This window comes from Burkholderia sp. KJ006 (assembly GCF_000262695.1).
GTDB lineage: Bacteria > Pseudomonadota > Gammaproteobacteria > Burkholderiales > Burkholderiaceae > Burkholderia > Burkholderia vietnamiensis.
The window spans coordinates 2,273,637-2,294,842 of record NC_017921.1 but is presented as its reverse complement, the minus strand read 5'-3'; the positions used below and the strand labels follow the sequence as shown (position 1 = coordinate 2,294,842).

The following is a 21,206-nucleotide window of genomic DNA, read 5'->3' as shown; positions in this document are numbered from 1 at the left end:
ACATGCTCCGCTCCCGAAGAAGTCCGCGCTTGAACATGCAGCGCTGCTGCTGATCGGGCCAGCCAGCCGGCCAACGTTATGACGCAGCCCGATTAATTTATCGCTTTATATCGCTTGGGATACCGGGATCGGCGGAACAGAATGCCCGCTGCCGGAACGCAATCACGTCAGTCTGTCGACGCGCCCGCGTTCCGTCGAAATCCTGCCGATCGCGAATGCACCAGCCTGGGCTCCGGCTCCACGCCGGCCTCGGCGTGCATTCCGCCAAACCCCAAGGAATGCGATGAGTTCGATCGATCTAAGCCCTGCAACACCGGTTTCCTCTCCCATCCGCTCGGCCAGCGACGTCGCGCGCCTGATCAATACCGTGGACAGTTCGGTCAGCCATGCGCGGATGATCGTGCTGCTGGCGCTCGGCGGCGTGTTTCTCGACGCGTACGACCTCACGACGCTGTCCTACGGCATCGACGACGTCGCGCGCGAATTCGGGCTGACGCCCGCGCTGACCGGGCTCGTCGGTTCGGCGATCATGATCGGCACGATCTTCGGCAGCCTGATCGGCGGCTGGCTGACCGACCGGATCGGCCGCTATCAGGTGTTCATGGCCGACATGCTGTTCTTCGTGGTCGCGGCGATCGCGGCCGGCCTCGCGCCGAACGTCTGGGTGCTGATCGCGGCCCGCTTCGTGATGGGGCTCGGCGTCGGCATCGACCTGCCCGTCGCGATGGCGTTTCTCGCGGAATTCTCGAAGTTCAACGGGCGCGGCAACAAGGCGTCGCGGCTCGCGGCGTGGTGCCCGATGTGGTACGTCGCGTCGTCGGTCTGCTTCCTGCTGATCTTCGGCCTGTATTTCCTGTTGCCGGCCGAGCACGCGGGATGGCTGTGGCGCGCATCGCTGATCTTCGGGGCGGTGCCGGCGCTCGTCATCATCCTGTTCCGCAACCGGTTCATGAACGAATCGCCGCTGTGGGCCGCGAACCAGGGCGACCTGGCCGATGCCGCGCGCATCCTGCGCGAGTCGTACGGCATTCACGCGCATGAGGCCGACGATGCGCGGCGCGAGCCGAGTCCGCCGCCCGTGCGGATCCGCGTGCTGTTCCAGCGCCCGTATCTCGGGCGCACGATCGTCGCCAGCGCGATGAACCTGTGCATTCCGTTCGAGTACACGGCGATCGCGTTCTTCCTGCCGTCGATCCTGTCGCAGTTTCTCGGCGCGGGCGTGTTCGAAACGATCGCGGCGTCGCTTGCGCTGAACGTGCTGTTCGCGTTCACCGGCGGCTTGCTGGGCATGCGCCTCGCGTATCGCTATCCGTCGCGCCATGTCGCGATCGCCGGCTTCGCGCTGCAGACGATCGCGCTGGTCGCGCTGGCGCTCGCCGGGCATCCGCACGGCGCGATCGCGGTGGGCGTCGTGCTGCTGATGCTCGGGACCTGGCTGTTCGCCGAAGGATTCGGCCCCGGTGCGCAGATGATGATCTATCCGACGCTGTCGTATCCGGCCGCGATCCGCGGCACCGGCGTCGGCTTCGGACGCTCGCTGTGCGGCATCGGCCAGGCGCTCGCGCTGTTCGTGCTGCCGATCCTGCAGGCGCGTCTCGGCACCGACATGTTCTGGGTCGTCGCGGTCAGCGCGGTCACGCCGATCGCGTTCCTGCTGATCGTGCGGTACGAACCGACGGCGCACGACATCGACGACGAAAGCGTCGCATGAACGCGCGGGGCATCGACCGCCCCGAAAAGCGCCAACGGCTTCGTCGAACCGCACGAAGCCGTTGGTATTGCAGCCGGTCGGCCCGCACGCGGGCAGACCGGCCTCGACGTCCCGCTACGCGCCGACCGCCTCCCGCTCGGCTTCACGCTTGACCTGCTCGATATCGCGAAACTGCGCGGCGGGATGCTCGTCGGGCAGTCGCGCCGAGCCGCCGAACAGCTTTTCGCGCAGCGTGCCCGGCGCATACGCGGTCGGATACACGCCGCGGCGCTGCAACTCGGGCACGAGATGACGCACGACATCCTCGAAGGTTTCGTGCGCAACCGCATACGCGAGATTGAAGCCGTCGACGTCGGTCGCCGCGACCCATTCCTGCAGGATGTCCGCGACGGTCGCGGCGGAGCCGACGAACACCGGCCCCATTCCGCCGATACCGCCCCACGTGGCCAGCGCCTCGATCGTCCACGCGGTGTCGCCGCCCGCCAGGTGCTCGACGGCCGACACGATGGCATTCGTTTCGACGCGCCGCACGGGATCGGTCGGCGCGTACTGGCCGAAGTCGATGCCGGTCCAGCCCGACATGAACACCAGCGAGCCATCGTACGACACGTAGCGGCGGTACTCGTCGAACTTGGCCTGCGCCTTTTCGTCGGTTTCGTCGACGATCACCGTGACGAGGTTGTAAATCAGCACCTTGGCCGGATCGCGGCCTGCCGCGGCGGCCTGCGCACGCACGTCGGCCACGTAGCGTGCGAGCTGCTCGCGGGTCGGCGCGGCGACGAACACGCATTCCGCGTGCTGCGCGGCGAACGCCTTGCCGGGGCCGGACGCGCCGGCCTGGAACAGCACCGGCGTGCGCTGCGGCGACGGTTCGCACAGATGGTAGCCGGGCACGTCGAAGAAGCGACCCTTGTGGCCGATCTCGTGCACTTTCTCGGGATGCGTGAACACGCGGCCGTCGCGATCGCGCACCACCGCGCCATCCTCCCAGCTGCCCTCGAACAGCTTGTACAGCACCTCGACGTATTCGGCCGCGACCGCGTAGCGGTCGTCGTGCGTGCGCAGGCCCTGGTCGCCGACGTTCTTCGCGCCGCTCTCCAGGTACGACGTGACGATGTTCCACGCGAGCCGGCCCTTCGTGTGATGGTCGGCCGTCGACAGGCGGCGCGCGAACGTGTACGGGTGCTCGAACGTCGTCGACGCGGTAATGCCGATCCCGAGATGCTCGGTCGCCATCGCGATCGGCGCGGCAAGCTGCAGCGGATCGTTGACCGGGATCTGCGCGGCCTGATGCAGCGCGTGATAGTTGCTGCCCTGGTAGACGTCGTAATAGCCGATCACGTCCGCGATGAAGATCGCGTCGAAGATCCCGCGCTCGAGCACGCGGGCGAGGTCGGTCCAGTAGTCGAGGTCCTTGTACTGCCACGAGCGGTCGCGCGGATGCGCCCACAGGCCCGGCGACTGGTGGCCGACGCAGTTCATCTCGAACGCGTTGAAACGGATCGTCTTGCTCATCGTGCGCCTCCCGCTTCCACGCCGGTGCCCGCACCGTTGCCGACGCGCCAGACGAACGGCGGCGTGCGGCCGTTGATGACCCAGTCGCCGACGATCCGCGCCTTGTAGACGAGCGGATTGTGCGACGACACCGTGCGCGCGTTGCGCCAGTGGCGGTCGAGTGCGGTCGTGGTGCGCGTCGCGGACGCGCCGAGCGCGTCGAACAGGCGCGTCGCCGCGCGCAGCACGAGTTCGGACACGACGAGCTGGCTCTGCGCGGATTCGATCTCGGCCGCGACGTTCGCCGCGTGCTCGATCGCTTCGTCGTCGCCGAAGCGCGCTTCATAGGCCCGTTGCAGCGGCTGCGCGGCGCGCAGCGCGAGCGCGTCGGCCGCATACGCCCACGACGCGATCTCGCCGATCACCTGCTGCAGCTGCACGTCGTCGCCCGCGCGCGGTGCGTTGCCGTGGCTGTACACGCGCGTCCGGTTGCGCACGAGCTCGCCGGCGTCGCGTACGATCGCGTGGCCGATGCCGGCCAGCGTCGCGACGTGGAACAACTGGTAGAACGCGGTCTGGTACTTGAAGCGGCGCGCGAAGTCGATCACGTGGTCGGCGTCGACGGTCGCATCCTCGAAGCGCGTGGTGCCGCTGCCGGTCGTGGTCTGGCCGAAGCCGTCCCAGTCGTCCTCACGGATCACGCCCGGCTGCGCGGTCGCGACCGCGACGATCACGTCGCTGCCGTCGTGCGCGCGCTGCGCGAACACGTCGATCCAGTCGGCGAACAGGCTGCCCGTGCTGTAGAACTTCCGGCCGTTCAGCACGAGCCGGCCGTTGCGCTCCGACACCTTCGTGACGGTCTGGCCGAGCGGCACGTCGCCGGCCTCCGACCATGCGTTGCCGACCAGCTGGCCGCTTGCGAAGCGATCGAACCAGGTCGTGCGCTGCGGCCCGGACGGGGCGTTCAGCCAGTCCTCGACGAACGCGAAATGCCCGCGCAATGCCTGCGGCAGATTGGAATCGGCGCCGGCCAGTTCGGTCAGCAGCCGGAACAGCTGCGGCAGCGAGGCGCCGGCGCCGCCGGCGCTGGCCGGCAGCCGCACCGCGCCGAAGCCTGCGGCCTTCAACCAGCCGATCGCCTCGTGCGGCAACTCGCGGCGGCGTTCGCGTTCGGCGGTGCCCGTGGCGATGCGCTCGAAGATCGGCCTGAACCGGCTCGCGAGCGCGTCGTAGTCGGTACCGGTGGATAGGTCGGGGGCAGCGTGCAACGAAGTCATGCGGTGTTCCTCGAAGAGCGGGCCGATTGCGCCGGGAGGCCAGTATAGGAAGCGCGACATGCGCGTTCCAATAACGGATTCGCAGATCGTTATCGTCGCTGCGTATTACCGCAGGTGCACCGCGATGCGGCGACGCCGGCGCGTCGATTGCGGCGCCGAAGCGCGTGTCGCCGGCGCCGATCGGGTCGTTTGTTATCCGGAGGAATATCGTTCCGAGAATCGCTCGTTTTTCCGGCCCGCGCTGCGCTGCTAGATTGAGTGCTTTCGTCATTCGACAGGAGAACCCGATGTCAGACACGAGCGCGACGATTCAGGAGCAGCCAGCCGATGTGCAACCACCCGCGGCCCGCGTGATCGCCGACGATGCGCAGGCGATCGCAGCCGCGCACGCGCTGGCGAAGCGGCTCGCGGAAGATGCCGCCGAGCGCGATCGCACGCGCCGCCTGCCGCGCGACGAAATCGAATGGTTCTCGCAGTCGGGGCTGTGGGCGATCACGGTGCCGAAGGCATACGGCGGCGCAGGCGTGTCGCATGTCACGCTGACCGAGGTCGTCAAGATCGTCGCGGCGGCCGATCCGTCGCTCGGGCAGCTGCCGCAGAATCATTTCGGGCTGGTCGACGTGATCGCGCTCACCGGCACCGACGCGCAGAAGCGCCATTTCTTCGCGGAGATACTGAGCGGCAAGCGCTTCGGCAACGGGTTCTCGGAGAAGGGCACGAAGCACGTGCTCGACCTGAAGACGCGCGTGCGCCGCGACGGAGACGACTATGTCGTCGACGGCACGAAGTTCTACTCGACCGGTGCGCTGTTCGCGCATTACGTACCGGTGCTCGGCCTCGACGACGCACGCCAGGCATGGCTCGCGTACGTGCCGCAACCGACGCCGGGGCTGGCCGTGATCGACGACTGGTCGGGATTCGGGCAACGCACGACCGCGAGCGGCACGGTCGTGCTCGATGCGGTGCGCGTTCCGGCGTCGCACGTGCTGCCCGCGCAGCGCGTGTCGGACGTGCCGACGCTCAACGGCCCGCTGTCGCAGATCATCCAGGCCGCGATCGACGCGGGCATCGCGAAGGCGGCCATCGACGATACGCTGGCGTTCGTGCGGACCCGCACGCGCCCGTGGGTCGACAGCGGCGTCGATCGTGCAGTCGACGATCCGCTGACGATTCGCGAGATCGGCCATCTGCACATCCAGCTGCATGCGGCCGAGGCATTGCTCGAACGCGCGGCACGCACGCTCGACGAGATCACGGCGCGCGGCGACGTGACCGAAGACGACGTTGCGCGCGCATCGGTCGCGGTCGGCGAGGCGAAGGTGCTGACGACCGAGGTGGCGCTGCTCGCGGGAGAGAAGCTGTTCGAGCTGGCCGGCACGCAGTCGACGCTCGCCGAGCACAATCTCGACCGGCATTGGCGCAACGCGCGCACGCATACGCTGCACGATCCGGTGCGCTGGAAATATCACCTCGTCGGCAACTACTACCTGAACGGCGTGCGTCCGGCACGCCATGCGTGGAACTGAGCCGCTCGTGGGCCGCCGATCGCGGCCCGATCGATCGTCGCGTTGGCGATTAGCCGCGCGGTACCGTCGAGCGCGAACCCGAGTGCGTCGACGACGAGAATCACGGCCGTCGGTTGGGAATACGCGCGCCGATCATGAATGCTTGAGAAGACGAGTAATCTTCTCGCGCAGTTGCATCGTCGCGATGGCCCGCATCGATGAACGTCCGCTGTTGCGTGCGGATTCGCCCCGTCGCGTGCCGACGCGACGGTGAGATAGACATTAGGCCGTTGCGGGATCCTACGTCGATGCGCGGGGACGCGCTTCCGACTCCTGCTTCAATGCTTCGGCAATATCCAGTGCTGCTTTTTGCAGCTCCGGCACATAGCGGCGCACGGCGTCTTCGAGCCGTACCGCGCGTGACAGGAAGATGACGTTGAGACTCGCGATCACGCGTTCGTCCGCGCTGATCGCGACCGCCACCGCACCGATCTTCGCCTGCGCGGTCCAGTCACCGTGGTTCGATCCGAAACCGTCGTCGCGCACACGTCGGATCAGCTTGCGCACGAGCGCATCGTTTCTCGCGAACGCCTGTTGCTCGTCACCGCCCGCACCGGAGCGCAGCAGTTCCAGAATATCCTCGCGCTCCTCGTCGGGGCACATTGCGAAGTAGGCGCGGCCCGCAGCCGTCAGCAACATCGGCAGGCGCCGCCCGACCATCGCGCGATGAAACGACAGCCGGCTGAAGCGATGCGTCGTCTCGCGGATGATCATCGCGTCGCCATCGGGCGTGGTCAGATCGGATGGCCATGCCACGCGCTGCAGCAACTGACCCATGATCGGCGGCGCCACGGTCGCGATGCGCTCGGTATCGGTGAATCCTTCGCTCAACGAACGCACCGCGAGCGTCAGGCGGAAGCTGTCGTCCGATGTGCTGCGGCGCACGAAACCTTCTTCCATCAACGTCTCGAGCAGACGGCGCACCGTGGTGCGATGCAGGCCGGTCAGATCGGCGAGTTGCTGACTCGTTGCATGGCCGTCTTCCATCGCGTTCAGCGCCCGCAGCACCTGCAGGCCGCGCGCCAGGCCGCGCACGTTTGTGTAGGTTGTCACGGCAAAAACCCCATTTAAATCAATCATGTGCATTCTATGCACATTCCTGAGATTTTGTTGAGAGGGTTTTCCGCCATCCCTAAACTGCGTCCATAAGCTGAACGAGCGACAGCCACGCGCTGCGTCGATTCAGCACAACGAACAAGTCCAGTCAGGAGACAAGCATGCGCCCCGCTTTTGAACCGGCGGCCGGCCTCGGCCGCGCTCATCCTCACGAAACGACACCTCGCTCGATCGACGCCGATGTCGCGATCATCGGTGCTGGCCCGGTCGGCCTGATGATCGCGAACATCCTCGGCCTGCAGGGCGTGCGCGTCGTCGTTGTCGAGAAGCTCACGCAGATCATCGACTATCCGCGCGCCATCGGGCTCGACGACGAAGCACTGCGCGTATTCCAGTCGGTCGGCCTCGCAGAGGCGCTGCTGCCGCACACCACGCCGAATCACTGGATGCGCTTCACGCTGAATGGGAAGTGCTTCGCGTCGATCGAGCCGCGCACCGACGAGTTCGGCTGGCCGCGCCGCAACGCCTTCATCCAGCCGCTCGCCGATCAGATCCTGTACCGCGGTCTCGAGCGTTTCGACCATGTGTCGACGCTGCTCGGCCACAACGTCGACCGTTTCGCGCAGGACGAAAGCGGCGTGACCATCGACGCGACCGATGCGCACGGCGTGCGCACGACGATCCGCGCCGCATACATGGTCGGCGCGGACGGCGGCAACAGCTTCGTGCGCCGCACGCTCGACGTGCCGTTCGAAGGGCGCACGAAGCCGAATCAATGGATCGTGATCGACGTGCGCAACGATCCGATCGGCTCTCCGCATGTCTATCTGCATTGCGACGCGCGGCGGCCCTACGTGTCGGCGGCGCTGCCGCACGGCATCCGGCGCTTCGAATTCATGGTGATGCCGGGCGAGACGGAGGAGGAGCTGTCGAAGCCGGAGAACATGGCGGCGCTGGTGCGCGGGGTGGTCGACGATCCTGACAAGGTCGACTACATCCGCCAACGGGTCTATACGCACAACGCGCGGCTCGCGAGCGTGTTCCGCGTGAAGCGCATCCTGCTCGCGGGCGACGCCGCCCACATCATGCCGGTGTGGCAGGGGCAGGGTTACAACAGCGGGATTCGCGATGCGAGCAATCTCGGCTGGAAGCTCGCGATGGTCGTGAAGGGCACGGCGCGCGACGCGCTGCTCGATACCTACACGATGGAGCGGCGCGCCCACGCGCGCTCGATGATCCACCTGTCGGAAGTGGCCGGCGACATCTTCGCGCCGACGAGCTTCGTCGGAACGCGCGTGCGCGACGCGTTCGTGCGCTGCTTCGACGTGCTGCCGTCCCTGAAGCGCTACTTCGTCGAGATGCGTTTCAAGCCGATGCCGCGCTATGAAGACGGCGTCGTGCTGCTGGCACGACGCGCGCGGTCCGAAGGCATGCTCGCGCGGCTGATCGCCAGCCGGGGGCACGGCGCGTTCGGGAGGCTGGTCGGTCTGATGAGCGAGAAGCGTGAATCGTTGCTCGGACGGATCGTGCACGGCCGCGATGCGCAGGCGGGGACGCCCGTGGGCCGCATGTTCATCCAGCCGCGCGTGCGTGTCGCGGATTGCAGCATCGTCCGGCTCGACGATGCGATCGGCAACCGCTTCGCGATCCTGAGCTGGGGCACGGACCCGACCTTCGGCCTGACGCCCGAGGCGCGCCGCATCTGGAGCGCGCTCGGCGGATGCTTCGTGCTCGCGAAGCCCGACCCGCAGCTCGGCTTCCGCGACGACGTACCCGCAGACGTGATCGCGATCGGCGATGTCGACTCGTGCCTGCGCGACTGGTTCGCGCGGGTGCCGGAGTCGGTCGTGCTGTTGCGGCCGGACCGCTTCGTGGCAGGCATGTGCTCGCCGCAATGCGTATCGGAATGCGTGTCGCAGCTCGCCCAACGGCTGTCGCTTTCCGTGGCAACGGGCGCGCAGGCCGACGACGCGACGTTCGCGCCGGCCGCAGGCCTGGTGGGAGCCTGAGATGCCGATCCATCTCGAATGCATGTCGCACACGCCGCTGCACGGCTATTTCGATCCCGCGCCGGCAGTCGTCGCGGAAGTCGAGCACGTGCAGCGCGCGGCGCGCGAGCGGGTCGACGCGTTCGATCCGGAGCTGGTGATCGTGTTCGCGCCGGATCACTACAACGGCTTCTTTTACGACGTGATGCCGCAGTTCTGCATCGGCGCAAGTGCGACGGCCGTCGGCGATTTCGGCAGCGCGGCCGGCCCGTTGCCCGTCGCGCGCGATGCGGCGCTCGCGCTCGCCGATGCGGCGCTCGCGAGCGATATCGACGTCGCCGTGTCGTATCGGATGCAGGTCGATCACGGCTGCGCCCAGGCGCTCGAGGTACTCACGGGCCGCATCGACCGCTTCCCGGTGGTACCCGTCTTCATCAACTCGGTTGCGCCGCCGATGGCGTCGTGCCGCCGCGCGCGCCTGCTCGGCGACGCGATCGGCCGTGCCGTCGCGCGCATGAACCGGCGCGTGTTGGTGATCGGCTCGGGCGGCATCTCGCATGAGCCGCCCGTGCCGGAAATCGCCGGCGCGGACGACGTCGTCGCGGAACGGTTGATCGCGGGCCGCAACCCGTCGCCCGCGTCGCGCGATGCGCGGCAATCCAGCACCGTCGCGGCGGCCAGGGCATTCGCAGCGGGCGACAGCCGCCTGCATCCGCTCAATCCCGCATGGGATCGCAGGTTCCTCGAATTGCTCGAACGCGGTGACCTCACCGCCGCCGATGGCCTCACGAACGAAGCGATCACGCGCGATGCGGGCAAGTCCGCGCACGAGATCCGCACGTGGGTCGCCGCATTCGGCGCGCTTGCGGCGAGCGGCCCGTACACGGCGTCGATCGATTACTACCGCGCGATTCCCGAATGGATCGCGGGTTTCGGCGCGATGCACGCGCGAGAGCGGACCCTTTCCAGGAGATAGAACCATGTCGGATGACAACAGCATTGCTTCGATGGCCGCGCGCCTGCGTGAAGCACAGGCGTCGGGCCGGACGATCGCACCGCTGCGCGATACCTGTCCGGACGGCGACGCGACGCTCGCCTATGCGATCCAGCAGATCAACAACGACTTGCGCAAGACCAGCGGCGAGCGTGTCGTCGGCAGGAAGATCGGCCTGACTTCGCCTGCGGTGCAGAAGCAGCTCGGCGTCGATCAGCCGGACTTCGGTGCGTTGTTCGCGTCGATGGCGTACGGCGACGGCGAGCCGATGCCGCTTGCGTCGTTGATCCAGCCGAAGGTCGAAGCGGAGATCGCGCTCGTGCTCGAACGCGACCTGACCGCAGAAAAACACACGTTCGCGGACCTCATCTCCGCGACCGCGTATGCCGTGGCCGCGATCGAGGTCGTCGACAGTCGCATCCGCGACTGGGACATCCGCTTTTTCGACACCGTCGCGGACAACGCATCGAGCGCGCTGTTCGTGCTCGGCAGCCGGCCGGTCCTGCTGCGCGACATCGATCTGACCGCGTGCGCGATGACGCTCGCGCAGGACGGCGAAGTCCTGTCGCGCGGCAACGGCGCTGCGTGCCTCGGCAATCCGCTGAATGCGGCCGCGTGGCTCGCGGACCGGATGGTCCGACTCGGCACGCCGCTGCGTGCGGGCGACGTCGTGCTGACGGGCGCGCTTGGCCCGATGGTCGCAGTGAAGGCGGCCGGCACCTATGCGGCGCACATCGACGGGCTCGGCAGCGTGCGCGCCACTTTCACCGAATGACGGACGGAGACATTCCCATGGCAACAGACAACACCCGGTGCAAGGCCGCGATCATCGGCTCCGGCAACATCGGCACCGACCTCATGATCAAGATCATGCGCAGCGGCAAGCACCTCGAAATCGCCGCGATGGTCGGCATCGATCCGGCCTCGGACGGCCTCGCGCGCGCCGCGAGGCTCGGCGTGGCGACGACGCATGAAGGCGTGGAAGGGCTCGCGCGCCTGCCCGTGTTCGACGAGATCGACTTCGTGTTCGATGCGACGTCGGCCGGCGCACATGTGAAGAACGACGCGTTCCTGCGCGCGCTCAAGCCCGGCATTCGGATGATCGACCTGACGCCCGCTGCCATCGGCCCGTACTGCGTGCCGGTGGTGAATCTCGACGCGCATCTCGATGCGCCGAACGTGAACATGGTCACCTGCGGCGGGCAGGCGACGATCCCGATGGTCGCCGCGGTGTCGCGCGTCGCAAAGGTGCATTACGCGGAGATCGTCGCGTCGATCAGCAGCAAGTCGGCAGGGCCGGGCACGCGCGCCAACATCGACGAGTTCACGGAGACGACGTCGAAGGCGCTCGAAGCGGTCGGCGGTGCCGGCAAGGGCAAGGCGATCATCGTGCTCAATCCGGCCGAGCCGCCGCTCATGATGCGCGACACGGTGTATCTGCTGTCCGAAGCGGTGGACCGCGCGCTGATCGAAGCGTCGGTCAGCGAGATGGCCGCTGCGGTCCAGGCCTATGTGCCCGGCTATCGGCTGAAACAGTCCGTGCAGTTCGACGACATCCCCGCCGCTGCGCCGGTGCATATCCCCGGACTCGGCCGTTTCAGCGGACTTAAGACTTCGATCTTCGTCGAAGTGGAAGGCGCGGCGCATTATCTGCCGGCCTACGCCGGCAATCTCGACATCATGACGTCCGCCGCGCTGGCAACGGCCGAGCGCATGGCCGCGTCGCTCGTGAACGCCTGACGCAAGGAGCACTCGATCATGGACAAGAAACTCTACATTTCCGATGTGACGCTGCGCGACGGCATGCACGCGATCCGTCATCAGTATTCGAATCAGAACGTGCAGGACATCGCCCGCGCGCTCGACGAGGCGAAGGTCGACAGCATCGAGGTCGCACACGGCGATGGCCTGCAGGGTTCGAGCTTCAACTATGGCTTTGGCGCGCACAGCGATCTGGAATGGATCGAGGCGGTAGCCGAGGTGGTGAAGCACGCGAAAATCGCGACGCTGCTGTTGCCCGGCATCGGCACGATTCATGACCTGAAGGCCGCGTACGACGCGGGTGCGCGTGTCGTCCGTGTCGCAACCCATTGCACGGAAGCGGACATTTCGAAGCAGCACATCGAATACGCACGCAGCCTCGGCATGGATACCGTCGGCTTCCTGATGATGAGTCACATGACGACGCCCGACCATCTCGCGATCGAAGCGAAGAAGATGGAAAGCTATGGCGCGACCTGCGTGTACGTGGTGGATTCCGGCGGCGCGATGAACATGCACGACATCCGCGCGCGCTTCCGGGCGCTCAAGGCAGCGCTTCGCCCGGAGACCCAGACGGGCATGCATGCCCATCACAACCTGAGCCTCGGCGTCGCCAACTCGATCGCCGCGGTCGAGGAAGGTTGCGATCGCATCGATGCGAGCCTGGCTGGCATGGGCGCGGGAGCCGGCAACGCGCCGCTCGAAGTGTTCATCGCGGCGGCCGAGCGCCTTGGCTGGCACCACGGCACCGATCTCTATCGGCTGCTCGACGCGGCCGACGACATCGTGCGCCCGTTGCAGGACCGGCCGGTGCGGGTCGACCGCGAAACGCTCGCGCTCGGCTATGCGGGGGTGTATTCGAGCTTTCTGCGGCATGCCGAAATCGCGGCGAAGAAATACGGCCTGAAAGCCGTCGACATTCTCGTCGAACTGGGCAAGCGACGCATGGTGGGCGGTCAGGAAGACATGATCGTCGACGTCGCGCTCGATCTGAAGAGGCGCGAAGCACGCGCCTGAACCATCCGATATGCCAGGCGCCACGAAGAGCGCTGCATCGTTCAACCTGGAGACAACAATGAACACGTCAACGGCTTCCCCCCCGCGCGTCGGCGGCGGCATCACCATCGGCCTGTGCCTCGCGGTCGCGCTCCTCGAAGGGCTCGATCTGCAATCCACGGGCATCGCTGCGCCGCGCATGGCACGCGAGTTTCATCTCGCGGTGGCGCAACTCGGCTGGGCATTCGGTATCGGCGCGCTCGGCTTGTTGCCGGGCGCGGCGCTTGGCGGCAGGCTCGCCGATCGCATCGGCCGCAAGCGCGTGCTGATGATGTCCGTCGCGCTGTTCGGGATATTTTCGATTGCAACGACCCAGGTGTGGGATCTGCAGAGCCTGCTCGTCGCGCGCTTTCTCACGGGCCTCGGCCTCGGCGCGGCGATGCCGAACCTGATCGCCTTGTGCGCGGAGGCAGCGCCGCCCCGACAGCGCAGCACGGCGGTCGGCGCAATGTACTGCGGCATGCCTTTCGGCGCGGCGCTCGCGGCCGTGATCGGCATCGTCAGCCCGGGCGCCGAGGGCTGGCGGCAGATCTTCTATGTCGGCGGGATCGGGCCGCTGCTGACCTTGCCGCTGCTGGCGCTGTTCTTGAAGGAGTCGACGCAATTCGCCGCGGCGAGCCAGGGTGCGAGCCGCGCGTCGAAGGACGGCATCGTGCGCGCGCTCTTCAGCGACGGGCGCGCGGGGACGACCATCGCCCTGTGGATCAGCTACCTGGGGACGCTGATCGTGCTGTATTTCCTGATGAACTGGCTGCCGTCGATGGTGCTCTCGCGCGGCCTCACGCCGGTCCAGGCGAGCGTCGTGCAGATGATGTTCAACATCGGCGGCGGCATCGGCGCGATCGTGATCGCGGGGCTGTCGGATCGCATCGGCAAGCGGCCGGTCGTGGTCGGCATGTATGCCGGCATCGCGCTTGCGTTGCTGGCGCTCGCCGGTGCGACGGGGAGCGTGTCGATGGCATGGGGCGGCCTGCTGGCCGGCCTGTTTCTCGTCGGCACGCAGTCGGTGCTGTATGCGCTCGCCGGCGCGACGTATCCGACGCGGGTGCGGGGCACGGGCGTCGGCGCAGCGGTGGCCGTCGGCCGCATGGGTTCGATGATCGGCCCGCTGATCGCCGGGCAACTGCTGGCGTTGGGCCAGAGCGCGTCGCTGCTCGTGATCTCGAGCATTCCGCTCATCGTCATCGCGGCGCTCGGTGCGCTCACCGCAGTCGCGAAATCTCCGCGCGAGTCGGTCAACGGCTCGCACACCCTTGGAACCGAATCGATCTGACGAAGGACATCGACATGACTGACACTGTGATTCATACCGAAAGCGCGACCAGCAAGTACGTGAACGTGGTGGAAGACGGCACGGAACTGCGCGTGCACTACAACGACACGGGCACCGGCAACGAAGCGCTCGTTCTGCTGCACGGCTCGGGGCCGGGCGCGACCGGCTGGGCGAACTTCCATCGCAACGTGGACGCATTCGCGAACGCGGGTTATCGCGTGATCCTCGTCGACTGTCCCGGCTGGGGCAAGAGCGATTCGATCGTCTGTACCGGCTCGCGCTCCGACCTCAACGCGCGCGTGCTGGCGGGCGTGCTGGATACGCTCGGCATCGGGCGCGCGCATCTCGTCGGCAACTCGATGGGCGGGCATAGCGCGGTGGCCTTCGCGCTGTCGTATCCCGAGCGGGTCGGCAAGCTGGTGCTGATGGGCGGCGGCACGGGCGGTCCGAGCCAGTTCGTGCCGATGCCGACCGAAGGCATCAAGCTGCTTCAAGCGCTGTATCGCGACCCGACGCTCGAGAACCTGAAGAAGATGCTCAACGTGTTCGTCTACGATGCGAGCACGATGACGGAAGAGCTGATGCAGACGCGGCTCGAGAACATGCTCGGACGGCGCGATCATCTGGAGAATTTCGTGAAAAGTCTGGCGGCCAATCCGAAGCAGTTTCCGGATTACGGTCACCGGCTGAGCGAGATCAAGGCGCCCGCGCTCGTGATTTGGGGCCGCGACGACCGGTTCGTGCCGATGGATGTCGGGCTGCGGCTCGTCTGGAATATGCCGAACGCCGATCTCCACGTGTTCGGGCGCTGCGGGCACTGGGCGCAATGGGAGCACGCGGAGCGCTTCAACCGGATGGTGCTCGAGTTCCTGCGCCGATAACGAAGGGTGGCATCGGTGGCGGCCGTTTGCCCGGCCTAACGACGTAAATCAGTCCAAGAAAATGGCCGCATCCTCGAAATCAACGGCGGCCTTTATGATCCGCCGCCGGCGAAGCTGAACAACCCCTTTGTCCGCCAAGGAATCGCAACGACCCTGTCAAAAGTGTCAGTTTCAATTCCATTAATATTTTGTTTTAATCGGCGTCCCTATTCCGAGGGCCACCAATAAATTGCCGGTGTCGTGAGTAGTCGTTCGTGTGAAGATGCGCATTCGGCGCGATTCGATCGATTGCTTCTTCAAAACCGGTGTCTAAAAGTACCAGCCGTGCTTACGCCAGGCTGGCGCGTTGAAACTAAATCGCAAAAGAGTCAGGGCGGCGATCGCTGTTCATCTGCGCCTTGCGCCAGCGTGCGTACGTCGACATGTTCGGCTCGAGTACCGCAGACTCGAGTCGACTCCAGCCGTAGAACGCGCCATCCCATCCGGGAACGGGCAGCGGCTGGATTGACGGAACCCCCATCATGCCCGCGCGGTAGGCCTGAAACGGCCAATACAACGGCATGATGCGACGGGCTTCCATTTCCCGGCGCAGTGAGGAAGTGTCGCCTTCATCGGCCACGATGCCGCACTGGAATGCCCATTCGTCGGCGTCCCACACGAGAAAAACACTCGGCTGACCACTGGCGTCGAACATCAGCACGGCGTTCTGATCGAGACGCCAGTAATATTCCACGATCCGTTCCCGCTCGACGATGGTCTGCATCACCGCCAGCGCTCTCGCGTCGCAGTACGTGGATCCGACGTCGTTGGCGCTGATCATTCCTCGCTCGGCACAGTGGCGTGCCTTCGCCTCCGTCAGTGCGCGGGTCAGCTTCTCCGTCATGTCCGGCGCGGACTTCTTCACGTACAGGTCGATGACGCCGGCGTTGAACGCCTCAACGGCTTCCCGCTCCGTCGCCACGCCCGTCAGCAAGATCTTCGTACACGGCATGTCGGCCAAGGCCGCGAAAACCTCGACGCCGTTCATTTCGTCCATCTCGTAGTCGGCAACGACGGCGGCCACTTCGTCGAATCGCGTCACGTCGGTCAGCGCATCGAGCCCCAAGGCATTGAAGCTGCGCTTTTCAAAATCGGAAAATTGCGATCCCGATAGCCGCTCGGGCGTGCCGCGACGGTGTTGCGATGTCAGGAAGTTCAATGCTTCGCGCGGTGAGCTGAAAAAGCGGTTCAGAGGCCCGTTCCGATAGGTTCCACGTAGCGCGTCGAGGAAGCCCGGATGATCGTCGACAAATACCGTGGACACGGGATAGAACACCGGCTGCCTGACAAAGCGACGCATAGCTGATCCGAGAAACGTGAATTAAACGAGCGAGCCATCCCGCATCGGGATATGGCGCCGCGCACCAGCGTCAGATTATCGGACATCTCAAAGGCGACCGGCAACTGCAGCCCATTTTGTCCGGGTACGACCAACAAAAATAGGGCAAATCCAAAATGGGACACGCCCTCATGCCGAAGGCGTGCGTTGCTGCCGCTTGCAGTCGTTCTTCTGGAAAAAAATCCATGTTGACGCGAAACGCAATCCCTCAAATCCTGCTCAATAACCCGGAGCTGCTGTCGTCGGAATTAAACACGGCTGCGCCTCACAAGACGTTCCATCACGTGATCGACATTTATCTGAAAGATTCCAATGCATTCATGAACACGTATTTCGCACGCTATTTCGAGTGGCAGGGCGTATGTCGTGAGCGCTGGTTCCACGAGTGCATTCACAACAATCTGCTGGCTTCCGGCGGCACGTTCGTCACGAAACGTGCGCACCAGGAGTACGTCCAGGAGACGTTCCCGTTTCAGCGCGTCGATTGCTACCTCAATACGCTGCAGGTGCGGCAGTGCTCGGCCTATCTGGTGTTCCGCTTCTGCGTCGACGAACGCACGGTTTCGCTGGGATACCAGCAGATCCTCTTCGCGGGAACCGACAAGCGGATCCGCCGCTTCCCGGCCGGCATCATCGAGCGGGTCAAGGAATATGAACTGAACCTGCCGTCGCTCGAAAGCTAAGCTGTGTCGTCCCGCCCGGCGCGCCAGTGCCGGGCGGGCGCCGTATCGGCACGCCGGTCACCTGCGCGACGCAGGTGACCCGGCCTCAGGCAAGCGAATCGTGAAGGTCGTCATGACGCCCGGCACCGACTCGCACGAAATCTGACCGCCGAACATCTCGCAGACTCGACGGCAATACGCCAGCCCAAGGCCAGCGCCGCGGCCGTGCGACTTCGTGGAATAGAACGGATCGAAGATGTGAGGCAGAACATTGGCGTCGATGCCGGTACCGGTATCTCGAATCTGGAGCACGCAAGAACCGTCGTCTCGCTCGGCGAGGATCTCGATCCTGCCCGTTGTGCCGCCCATCGTTGCGTGCAACGCGTTTTTCAGCAGGTTGAACACGACGAAAAGCATCAGCGAATCGGACCCGAAGTACTGCAGCCGCGGGTCGATCGGCGCGACGTCGACACGCTCGCGTTCCCCGGCGGAAAAAGGATAGCAATCGAGCGCAACGTCGATGCAGCGCCCGATCGAATGAGTCGAGAAGCTTTGGCGATCCACGCTGTCCAGCGTAAACATCGCCAGCGACATTTTGACCATCGCATGCGTGCTGTCGACCTGGTGGCGTATCGCAGCGGGCAGCGCCGGAAGTCGCTCGAGCTGCTCGGTGTCCAAATCGCCATCCACGAGCCGATGCGTCACGGCGAGCTGATATCCACGTAGCAGGGCCGGCAGCGCTCGGTCGATTTCTGCCACATACATGCCGATCGTCGCAAGCGGGGTGGTCACTTCATGCGCTACCGTCGCCGCGACCAGGAACGGCCGCATCAGCCGATAGCGAACGATCGTCACAGCGAGGATGCCGAGGCTGAGCGCGATGAAGACGACGCCCGGCGGATAAAACGGGTAGCCGTAATTCACGGCGTAGTCGATGGCCGCGAGCGAATACAGCCCGAGGCTCAGCAGGCAGAGATCGAGGAGCTTGCGCTCGTCCCGGCCGCGAGCCGCCCGACGGCGCGCGGTGACCAGGAGCCAGCCGCTGCGACCGGCGAGGACGATCGTTTGCACGACGTGCACGGGATGCAGACGCCCGGCGCGGGGATAATCTCCGAAAGCAAATTGACGAACGCCGTCGACGACCTCGTTGCCGGTGAGCAGCAGTACCGCCAGCACCGCGCTGATGGCATATGACGCCAGCAGCAGCGGGCGTTCGTTTCGCCGGGCAACGGTTGCCGTTACAAAGTGATAGAACGTCGTCGGCAGGAACATGATGAACAGATAGCCGACCTTGGCCAGCACGCGGGCAACGTCCGGCTGGCTGGTCTGAAACAGGAAGGCCCACGTCCCCTGCCAGACGAAGGTGGTCATGCACATCAGCACGAAGGGCGTCGATCGTCGGGTCACGCCCTCGGTCAGCCATACATAGACACCAAATCCGAGAAAGAGGGCGGACACAAACGCCGGCAAGATCGAATACATGCAACTCGGTTCCGTTTCACAGGGTTGCCTACAGCGGACTGCTTAGTGCAGGGTTGAAGTTTCGTCGTCGATTCCGATGGCTGACTCGTTCAACGATCGCATGGCTTGCCTGCTTCGGTCGCGCCGCCTCCGGCATTCCGTTGCGACGCAAACAGACGGATTGCGGCACGGAAGACCGCGGTACGCCCGAGCATCGAGAATATCAACGGTATTTTGCCTTGGAGGTCATCAACGATACCAGAGGATGAATCACGGTCGTGGCGGTCAGCTTCAGATACTCGAGCGCGAGCGTTTCGCTTTGGTTTTCGATTGCGTCATGTTTTTACTTTTCCGTTCGGGCGTTGGCACTTGCCGCCGCCCGTTTAAGAAAAAGCGCCGACGGGTGTGAACCGGTCGGCAGATGGAGTCCCGGCATCCGAGGGTTGAATTGCATTGTCGAAACCGGGCAAAAGGGGACGCCGTCGTGGATTTACGATCGGCTTCGTTCTTGCCAGTCGATCAATTCGGTCTCCATTGTCGGAAGGTGCTGCGACGGCTTTTCTTGATGAGCAGGGCAGGCACGCCGTCATGTGTACCCCAAGGCGCAAGAGATTGAGTCACGCGGGACATGGCCTCGACGGAGGCACCTTCGCCAATCTCGCATCCCGGTAGTACGGAACCCGCGCCGATCGTTACGTGGCGGCCTAACCGCGCGGAAGCGATGTCGACACCTGGACGTTGTTCGGGCGGTACCAGCCAATGGCGCCTTCGACAGTCTCGAGGAAAGTCATCCGGATCAGTGGGGTGGCTCACAGTTGTAATTCTCTCGACATCGGCAGGAGTTTCTTGGTGTGCGTACAGACGCGATTCGATGGCGGGGATTACTGCCGGTGTCGATAACGCCGGTTGCATCGCATGTCGGTTGCGAAGTGTGCGAGCCTGAGGCGCCGCAAAGTGGTGCATCCACGGCGGCATCATTGGGCGAACTTTCGCGCCGTGCGCGCAAGAGTGGGTGGACTTTAATTGCAGCCAGCGAACGCGGCGTGCCGCGTTGTGCTGATTAAATCAGACGCGCTCCAGTCGAGGCGGTGGTTGCGCGCTGGGAAGCCCTCGCGACGGGCGTTCGGATGTATATCACGGGTCGCCTGGTGCGCACCGCGCGCTGCCAGCCGAATGTCCCTCAATGTTGCCGAATGTCCGATTCGGCCACCAGAGCCCTAAATCGGCGACATTTGGTTCGTCGGACGGTACACGGACCGACTTACCTCCCCACGCTCGCCCCCTTGCCCGCATGAAATCGGCGTGCTAATTTTTCATGAAATTCACCTGCAAAAATTTCACGAAAACCCGCATGTTCGTGCAATCCGACCGTCACGTCGCCAGCTACTACGCCGCTGCCCACCCGGCACCGATCCCGCAGCGTCCTGAACTGGACGAGCGTATCGACGCCGACGTGCTGGTCGTCGGCGCCGGCTTCAGCGGCCTGCATACGGCGTTGCGCCTCGCGCTCGCCGGCAAGCGCGTCGTCGTGCTCGAAGCGAGCCGGGTCGGATGGGCCGCCTCGGGGCGCAACGGCGGGCAGGCGCTGCTCGGCTGGTCGTGCGACATGCAGCCACTCGAGGATGCGCTCGGCCGCGATGGTGCGCGCCTGCTGTGGGACAGCATGCGCTGGGCCGCCGCCGAAGTGCGCGAACTGCCGGTGCGGCACGGTTTCGACATCGATTACCGGCCCGGCAGCCTGTGGGCCGCGGTGCGGCCGCGGCGCGTCGCGCTGCTCGCGCAGGCGCGCGACGAGGCCGCCGAGCGCTGGGGCTACGACCGCTTGCGCGTGATCGGCAAGGACGAGATGCCCGCATGGATCGGCAGCGCACGCTATCTCGCGGCGCTGCACGATCCGGAAGCGGGCCACCTGAATCCGCTCAAGCTCGCGCTCGGCCTCGCGCAGACGATCGAACGCGCAGGCGCGCGCATCTACGAGCAAAGCCGCGTGCTCGACTGCCGCGAGACGCCCGACGGCCATATCGCCCGCACCGCGCGCGGCGAAGTGCGCGCCGACGTGCTGGTGCTCGCGTGCAATGCCTATGTCGACCGGCTCGATCCGGCGCTGTCGCGTCGGCTGTTGCCGGTCGGCACGTATCAGGTGGCGACCGCGCCGCTCGCGCCGGCGCTCGCACGCTCGCTGCTGCCGCACGACAGCTGCGTGATCGACAACCAGTTCGTGCCCGACTACTTCCGCCTGAGCCCGGATAACCGTCTGCTGTTCGGCGGCGGCTGCACCTATCTCGGCGGCATTCCCGCGGACATCGCGGCCGCCACGCGCCCGCGTCTCGAGCGCGTGTTCCCGCAGTTGGCGGGCGTGCGGCTCGACTACGCGTGGGGCGGCCATATCGACATCAGCATGCGGCGCACGCCCGACATCGGCCGCCACGGTCAGCGTTTCTGGCTGCAGGGCTTCTCCGGGCACGGCGTGCTGCCGACGCTCGCGGGCGCCCGCGCGGTCGCGGACGCCGTGCTCGGCGACGATCGTCTGCTCGCCCAGTATCAGCGCATCCGCAACCCGCGCTTCCCCGGCGGCGAGCGCTTCGCCGCGCCGCTCGAAGCGCTCGGCAAGGCCTGGTACCGTTTGCGCGATACCGTCTGACGCACCGG

Annotated in this window: 16 protein-coding genes; 11 read left to right on the top strand and 5 right to left on the bottom strand. The window is 65.7% G+C overall.

What is annotated here, in order from left to right; genetic code table 11:
- Positions 1-283: 283 nt before the first annotated feature.
- Complete coding sequence (locus MYA_RS23945; RefSeq protein WP_014725444.1) at positions 284-1,711, top strand: MFS transporter; 1,428 nt, start codon at positions 284-286, stop codon at positions 1,709-1,711.
- Positions 1,712-1,825: 114 nt separating this feature from the next.
- Here the strand turns inward: MYA_RS23945 and MYA_RS23940 are convergent, their stop codons facing one another.
- Both MYA_RS23940 and MYA_RS23935 read right to left on the bottom strand, forming a co-directional pair.
- On the bottom strand, positions 1,826-3,226 hold the full coding sequence (locus MYA_RS23940) for an LLM class flavin-dependent oxidoreductase (protein ID WP_014725443.1): 1,401 nt from the start codon (positions 3,224-3,226) through the stop codon (positions 1,826-1,828).
- Positions 3,223-4,482, bottom strand: a complete 1,260-nt coding sequence (locus MYA_RS23935) for an acyl-CoA dehydrogenase family protein (RefSeq protein WP_014725442.1) — start codon at positions 4,480-4,482, stop codon at positions 3,223-3,225. Before MYA_RS23935 ends, MYA_RS23940 begins: the two co-directional genes overlap by 4 nt.
- A 287-nt stretch (positions 4,483-4,769) precedes the next feature.
- Here MYA_RS23935 and MYA_RS23930 point away from each other — a divergent pair, with 287 nt between their 5' ends.
- Complete coding sequence (locus MYA_RS23930; protein ID WP_011882655.1) at positions 4,770-6,008, top strand: SfnB family sulfur acquisition oxidoreductase; 1,239 nt, start codon at positions 4,770-4,772, stop codon at positions 6,006-6,008.
- Positions 6,009-6,287: 279 nt separating this feature from the next.
- Here the strand turns inward: MYA_RS23930 and MYA_RS23925 are convergent, their stop codons facing one another.
- Complete coding sequence (locus MYA_RS23925; RefSeq protein WP_034194532.1) at positions 6,288-7,100, bottom strand: DNA-binding transcriptional regulator; 813 nt, start codon at positions 7,098-7,100, stop codon at positions 6,288-6,290.
- Between the two features lie 164 nt (positions 7,101-7,264).
- Here MYA_RS23925 and MYA_RS23920 point away from each other — a divergent pair, with 164 nt between their 5' ends.
- The 7 genes from MYA_RS23920 to MYA_RS23890 are packed head-to-tail and all read left to right on the top strand — an operon-like array spanning position 7,265 to position 15,056.
- Complete coding sequence (locus MYA_RS23920; protein WP_014725437.1) at positions 7,265-9,112, top strand: bifunctional 3-(3-hydroxy-phenyl)propionate/3-hydroxycinnamic acid hydroxylase; 1,848 nt, start codon at positions 7,265-7,267, stop codon at positions 9,110-9,112.
- Position 9,113: 1 nt separating this feature from the next.
- A complete protein-coding gene (locus tag MYA_RS23915) occupies positions 9,114-10,067 on the top strand; it encodes a 3-carboxyethylcatechol 2,3-dioxygenase (RefSeq protein WP_014725436.1) in 954 nt (317 codons plus the stop codon).
- 4 nt (positions 10,068-10,071) lie between these two features.
- A complete protein-coding gene (gene mhpD, locus MYA_RS23910) occupies positions 10,072-10,860 on the top strand; it encodes a 2-keto-4-pentenoate hydratase (RefSeq protein WP_014725435.1) in 789 nt (262 codons plus the stop codon).
- 17 nt (positions 10,861-10,877) lie between these two features.
- Complete coding sequence (locus MYA_RS23905) at positions 10,878-11,825, top strand: acetaldehyde dehydrogenase (acetylating) (RefSeq protein ID WP_014725434.1); 948 nt, start codon at positions 10,878-10,880, stop codon at positions 11,823-11,825.
- Positions 11,826-11,840: 15 nt separating this feature from the next.
- A complete protein-coding gene (dmpG, locus tag MYA_RS23900; protein WP_319000444.1) occupies positions 11,841-12,863 on the top strand; it encodes a 4-hydroxy-2-oxovalerate aldolase in 1,023 nt (340 codons plus the stop codon).
- Between the two features lie 58 nt (positions 12,864-12,921).
- Positions 12,922-14,175, top strand: a complete 1,254-nt coding sequence (gene mhpT / locus MYA_RS23895; protein ID WP_011882648.1) for a 3-(3-hydroxy-phenyl)propionate transporter MhpT — start codon at positions 12,922-12,924, stop codon at positions 14,173-14,175.
- Positions 14,176-14,189: 14 nt separating this feature from the next.
- Positions 14,190-15,056, top strand: coding sequence for an alpha/beta fold hydrolase (locus tag MYA_RS23890; protein WP_014725432.1), 867 nt, complete (start codon positions 14,190-14,192; stop codon positions 15,054-15,056).
- A 352-nt stretch (positions 15,057-15,408) separates the two neighbouring features.
- Here the strand turns inward: MYA_RS23890 and MYA_RS23885 are convergent, their stop codons facing one another.
- The gene (locus MYA_RS23885; RefSeq protein WP_041494220.1) at positions 15,409-16,395 is read right to left on the bottom strand and encodes a response regulator; all 987 of its coding nucleotides are present in this window, start codon (positions 16,393-16,395) and stop codon (positions 15,409-15,411) included.
- 224 nt (positions 16,396-16,619) lie between these two features.
- On the opposite strand from MYA_RS23885, the gene MYA_RS23880 reads away from it, so the two are divergent.
- Positions 16,620-17,117: an acyl-CoA thioesterase gene (locus tag MYA_RS23880; RefSeq protein WP_011882645.1), complete on the top strand. Its 498-nt coding sequence runs from the start codon at positions 16,620-16,622 to the stop codon at positions 17,115-17,117.
- 57 nt (positions 17,118-17,174) lie between these two features.
- On the opposite strand, the gene MYA_RS23875 is transcribed toward MYA_RS23880, so the two are convergent.
- Positions 17,175-18,578: a sensor histidine kinase gene (locus MYA_RS23875; RefSeq protein WP_011882644.1), complete on the bottom strand. Its 1,404-nt coding sequence runs from the start codon at positions 18,576-18,578 to the stop codon at positions 17,175-17,177.
- Positions 18,579-19,908: 1,330 nt separating this feature from the next.
- On the opposite strand from MYA_RS23875, the gene MYA_RS23870 reads away from it, so the two are divergent.
- Positions 19,909-21,198 carry an NAD(P)/FAD-dependent oxidoreductase gene (locus MYA_RS23870; protein WP_041494219.1) on the top strand — a complete coding sequence of 430 codons (1,290 nt, stop codon included), beginning with the start codon at positions 19,909-19,911 and terminating at the stop codon, positions 21,196-21,198.
- Positions 21,199-21,206: the final 8 nt, after the last annotated feature.

Bases quoted from the DNA above. Each gene is read 5' to 3' on its own strand.
- MYA_RS23940 (WP_014725443.1), bottom strand. From the start codon at position 3,226: ATGAGCAAGACGATCCGTTTCAACGCGTTCGAGATGAACTGCGTCGGC.
- MYA_RS23875 (WP_011882644.1), bottom strand. From the start codon at position 18,578: ATGTATTCGATCTTGCCGGCGTTTGTGTCCGCCCTCTTTCTCGGATTT.
- MYA_RS23920 (WP_014725437.1), top strand. From the start codon at position 7,265: ATGCGCCCCGCTTTTGAACCGGCGGCCGGCCTCGGCCGCGCTCATCCT.
- mhpD (WP_014725435.1), top strand. From the start codon at position 10,072: ATGTCGGATGACAACAGCATTGCTTCGATGGCCGCGCGCCTGCGTGAA.
- MYA_RS23880 (WP_011882645.1), top strand. From the start codon at position 16,620: ATGTTGACGCGAAACGCAATCCCTCAAATCCTGCTCAATAACCCGGAG.
- MYA_RS23905 (WP_014725434.1), top strand. From the start codon at position 10,878: ATGGCAACAGACAACACCCGGTGCAAGGCCGCGATCATCGGCTCCGGC.
- MYA_RS23890 (WP_014725432.1), top strand. From the start codon at position 14,190: ATGACTGACACTGTGATTCATACCGAAAGCGCGACCAGCAAGTACGTG.
- MYA_RS23885 (WP_041494220.1), bottom strand. From the start codon at position 16,395: ATGCGTCGCTTTGTCAGGCAGCCGGTGTTCTATCCCGTGTCCACGGTA.
- MYA_RS23915 (WP_014725436.1), top strand. From the start codon at position 9,114: ATGCCGATCCATCTCGAATGCATGTCGCACACGCCGCTGCACGGCTAT.
- MYA_RS23870 (WP_041494219.1), top strand. From the start codon at position 19,909: ATGTTCGTGCAATCCGACCGTCACGTCGCCAGCTACTACGCCGCTGCC.
- MYA_RS23945 (WP_014725444.1), top strand. From the start codon at position 284: ATGAGTTCGATCGATCTAAGCCCTGCAACACCGGTTTCCTCTCCCATC.
- MYA_RS23935 (WP_014725442.1), bottom strand. From the start codon at position 4,482: ATGACTTCGTTGCACGCTGCCCCCGACCTATCCACCGGTACCGACTAC.
- mhpT (WP_011882648.1), top strand. From the start codon at position 12,922: ATGAACACGTCAACGGCTTCCCCCCCGCGCGTCGGCGGCGGCATCACC.
- MYA_RS23930 (WP_011882655.1), top strand. From the start codon at position 4,770: ATGTCAGACACGAGCGCGACGATTCAGGAGCAGCCAGCCGATGTGCAA.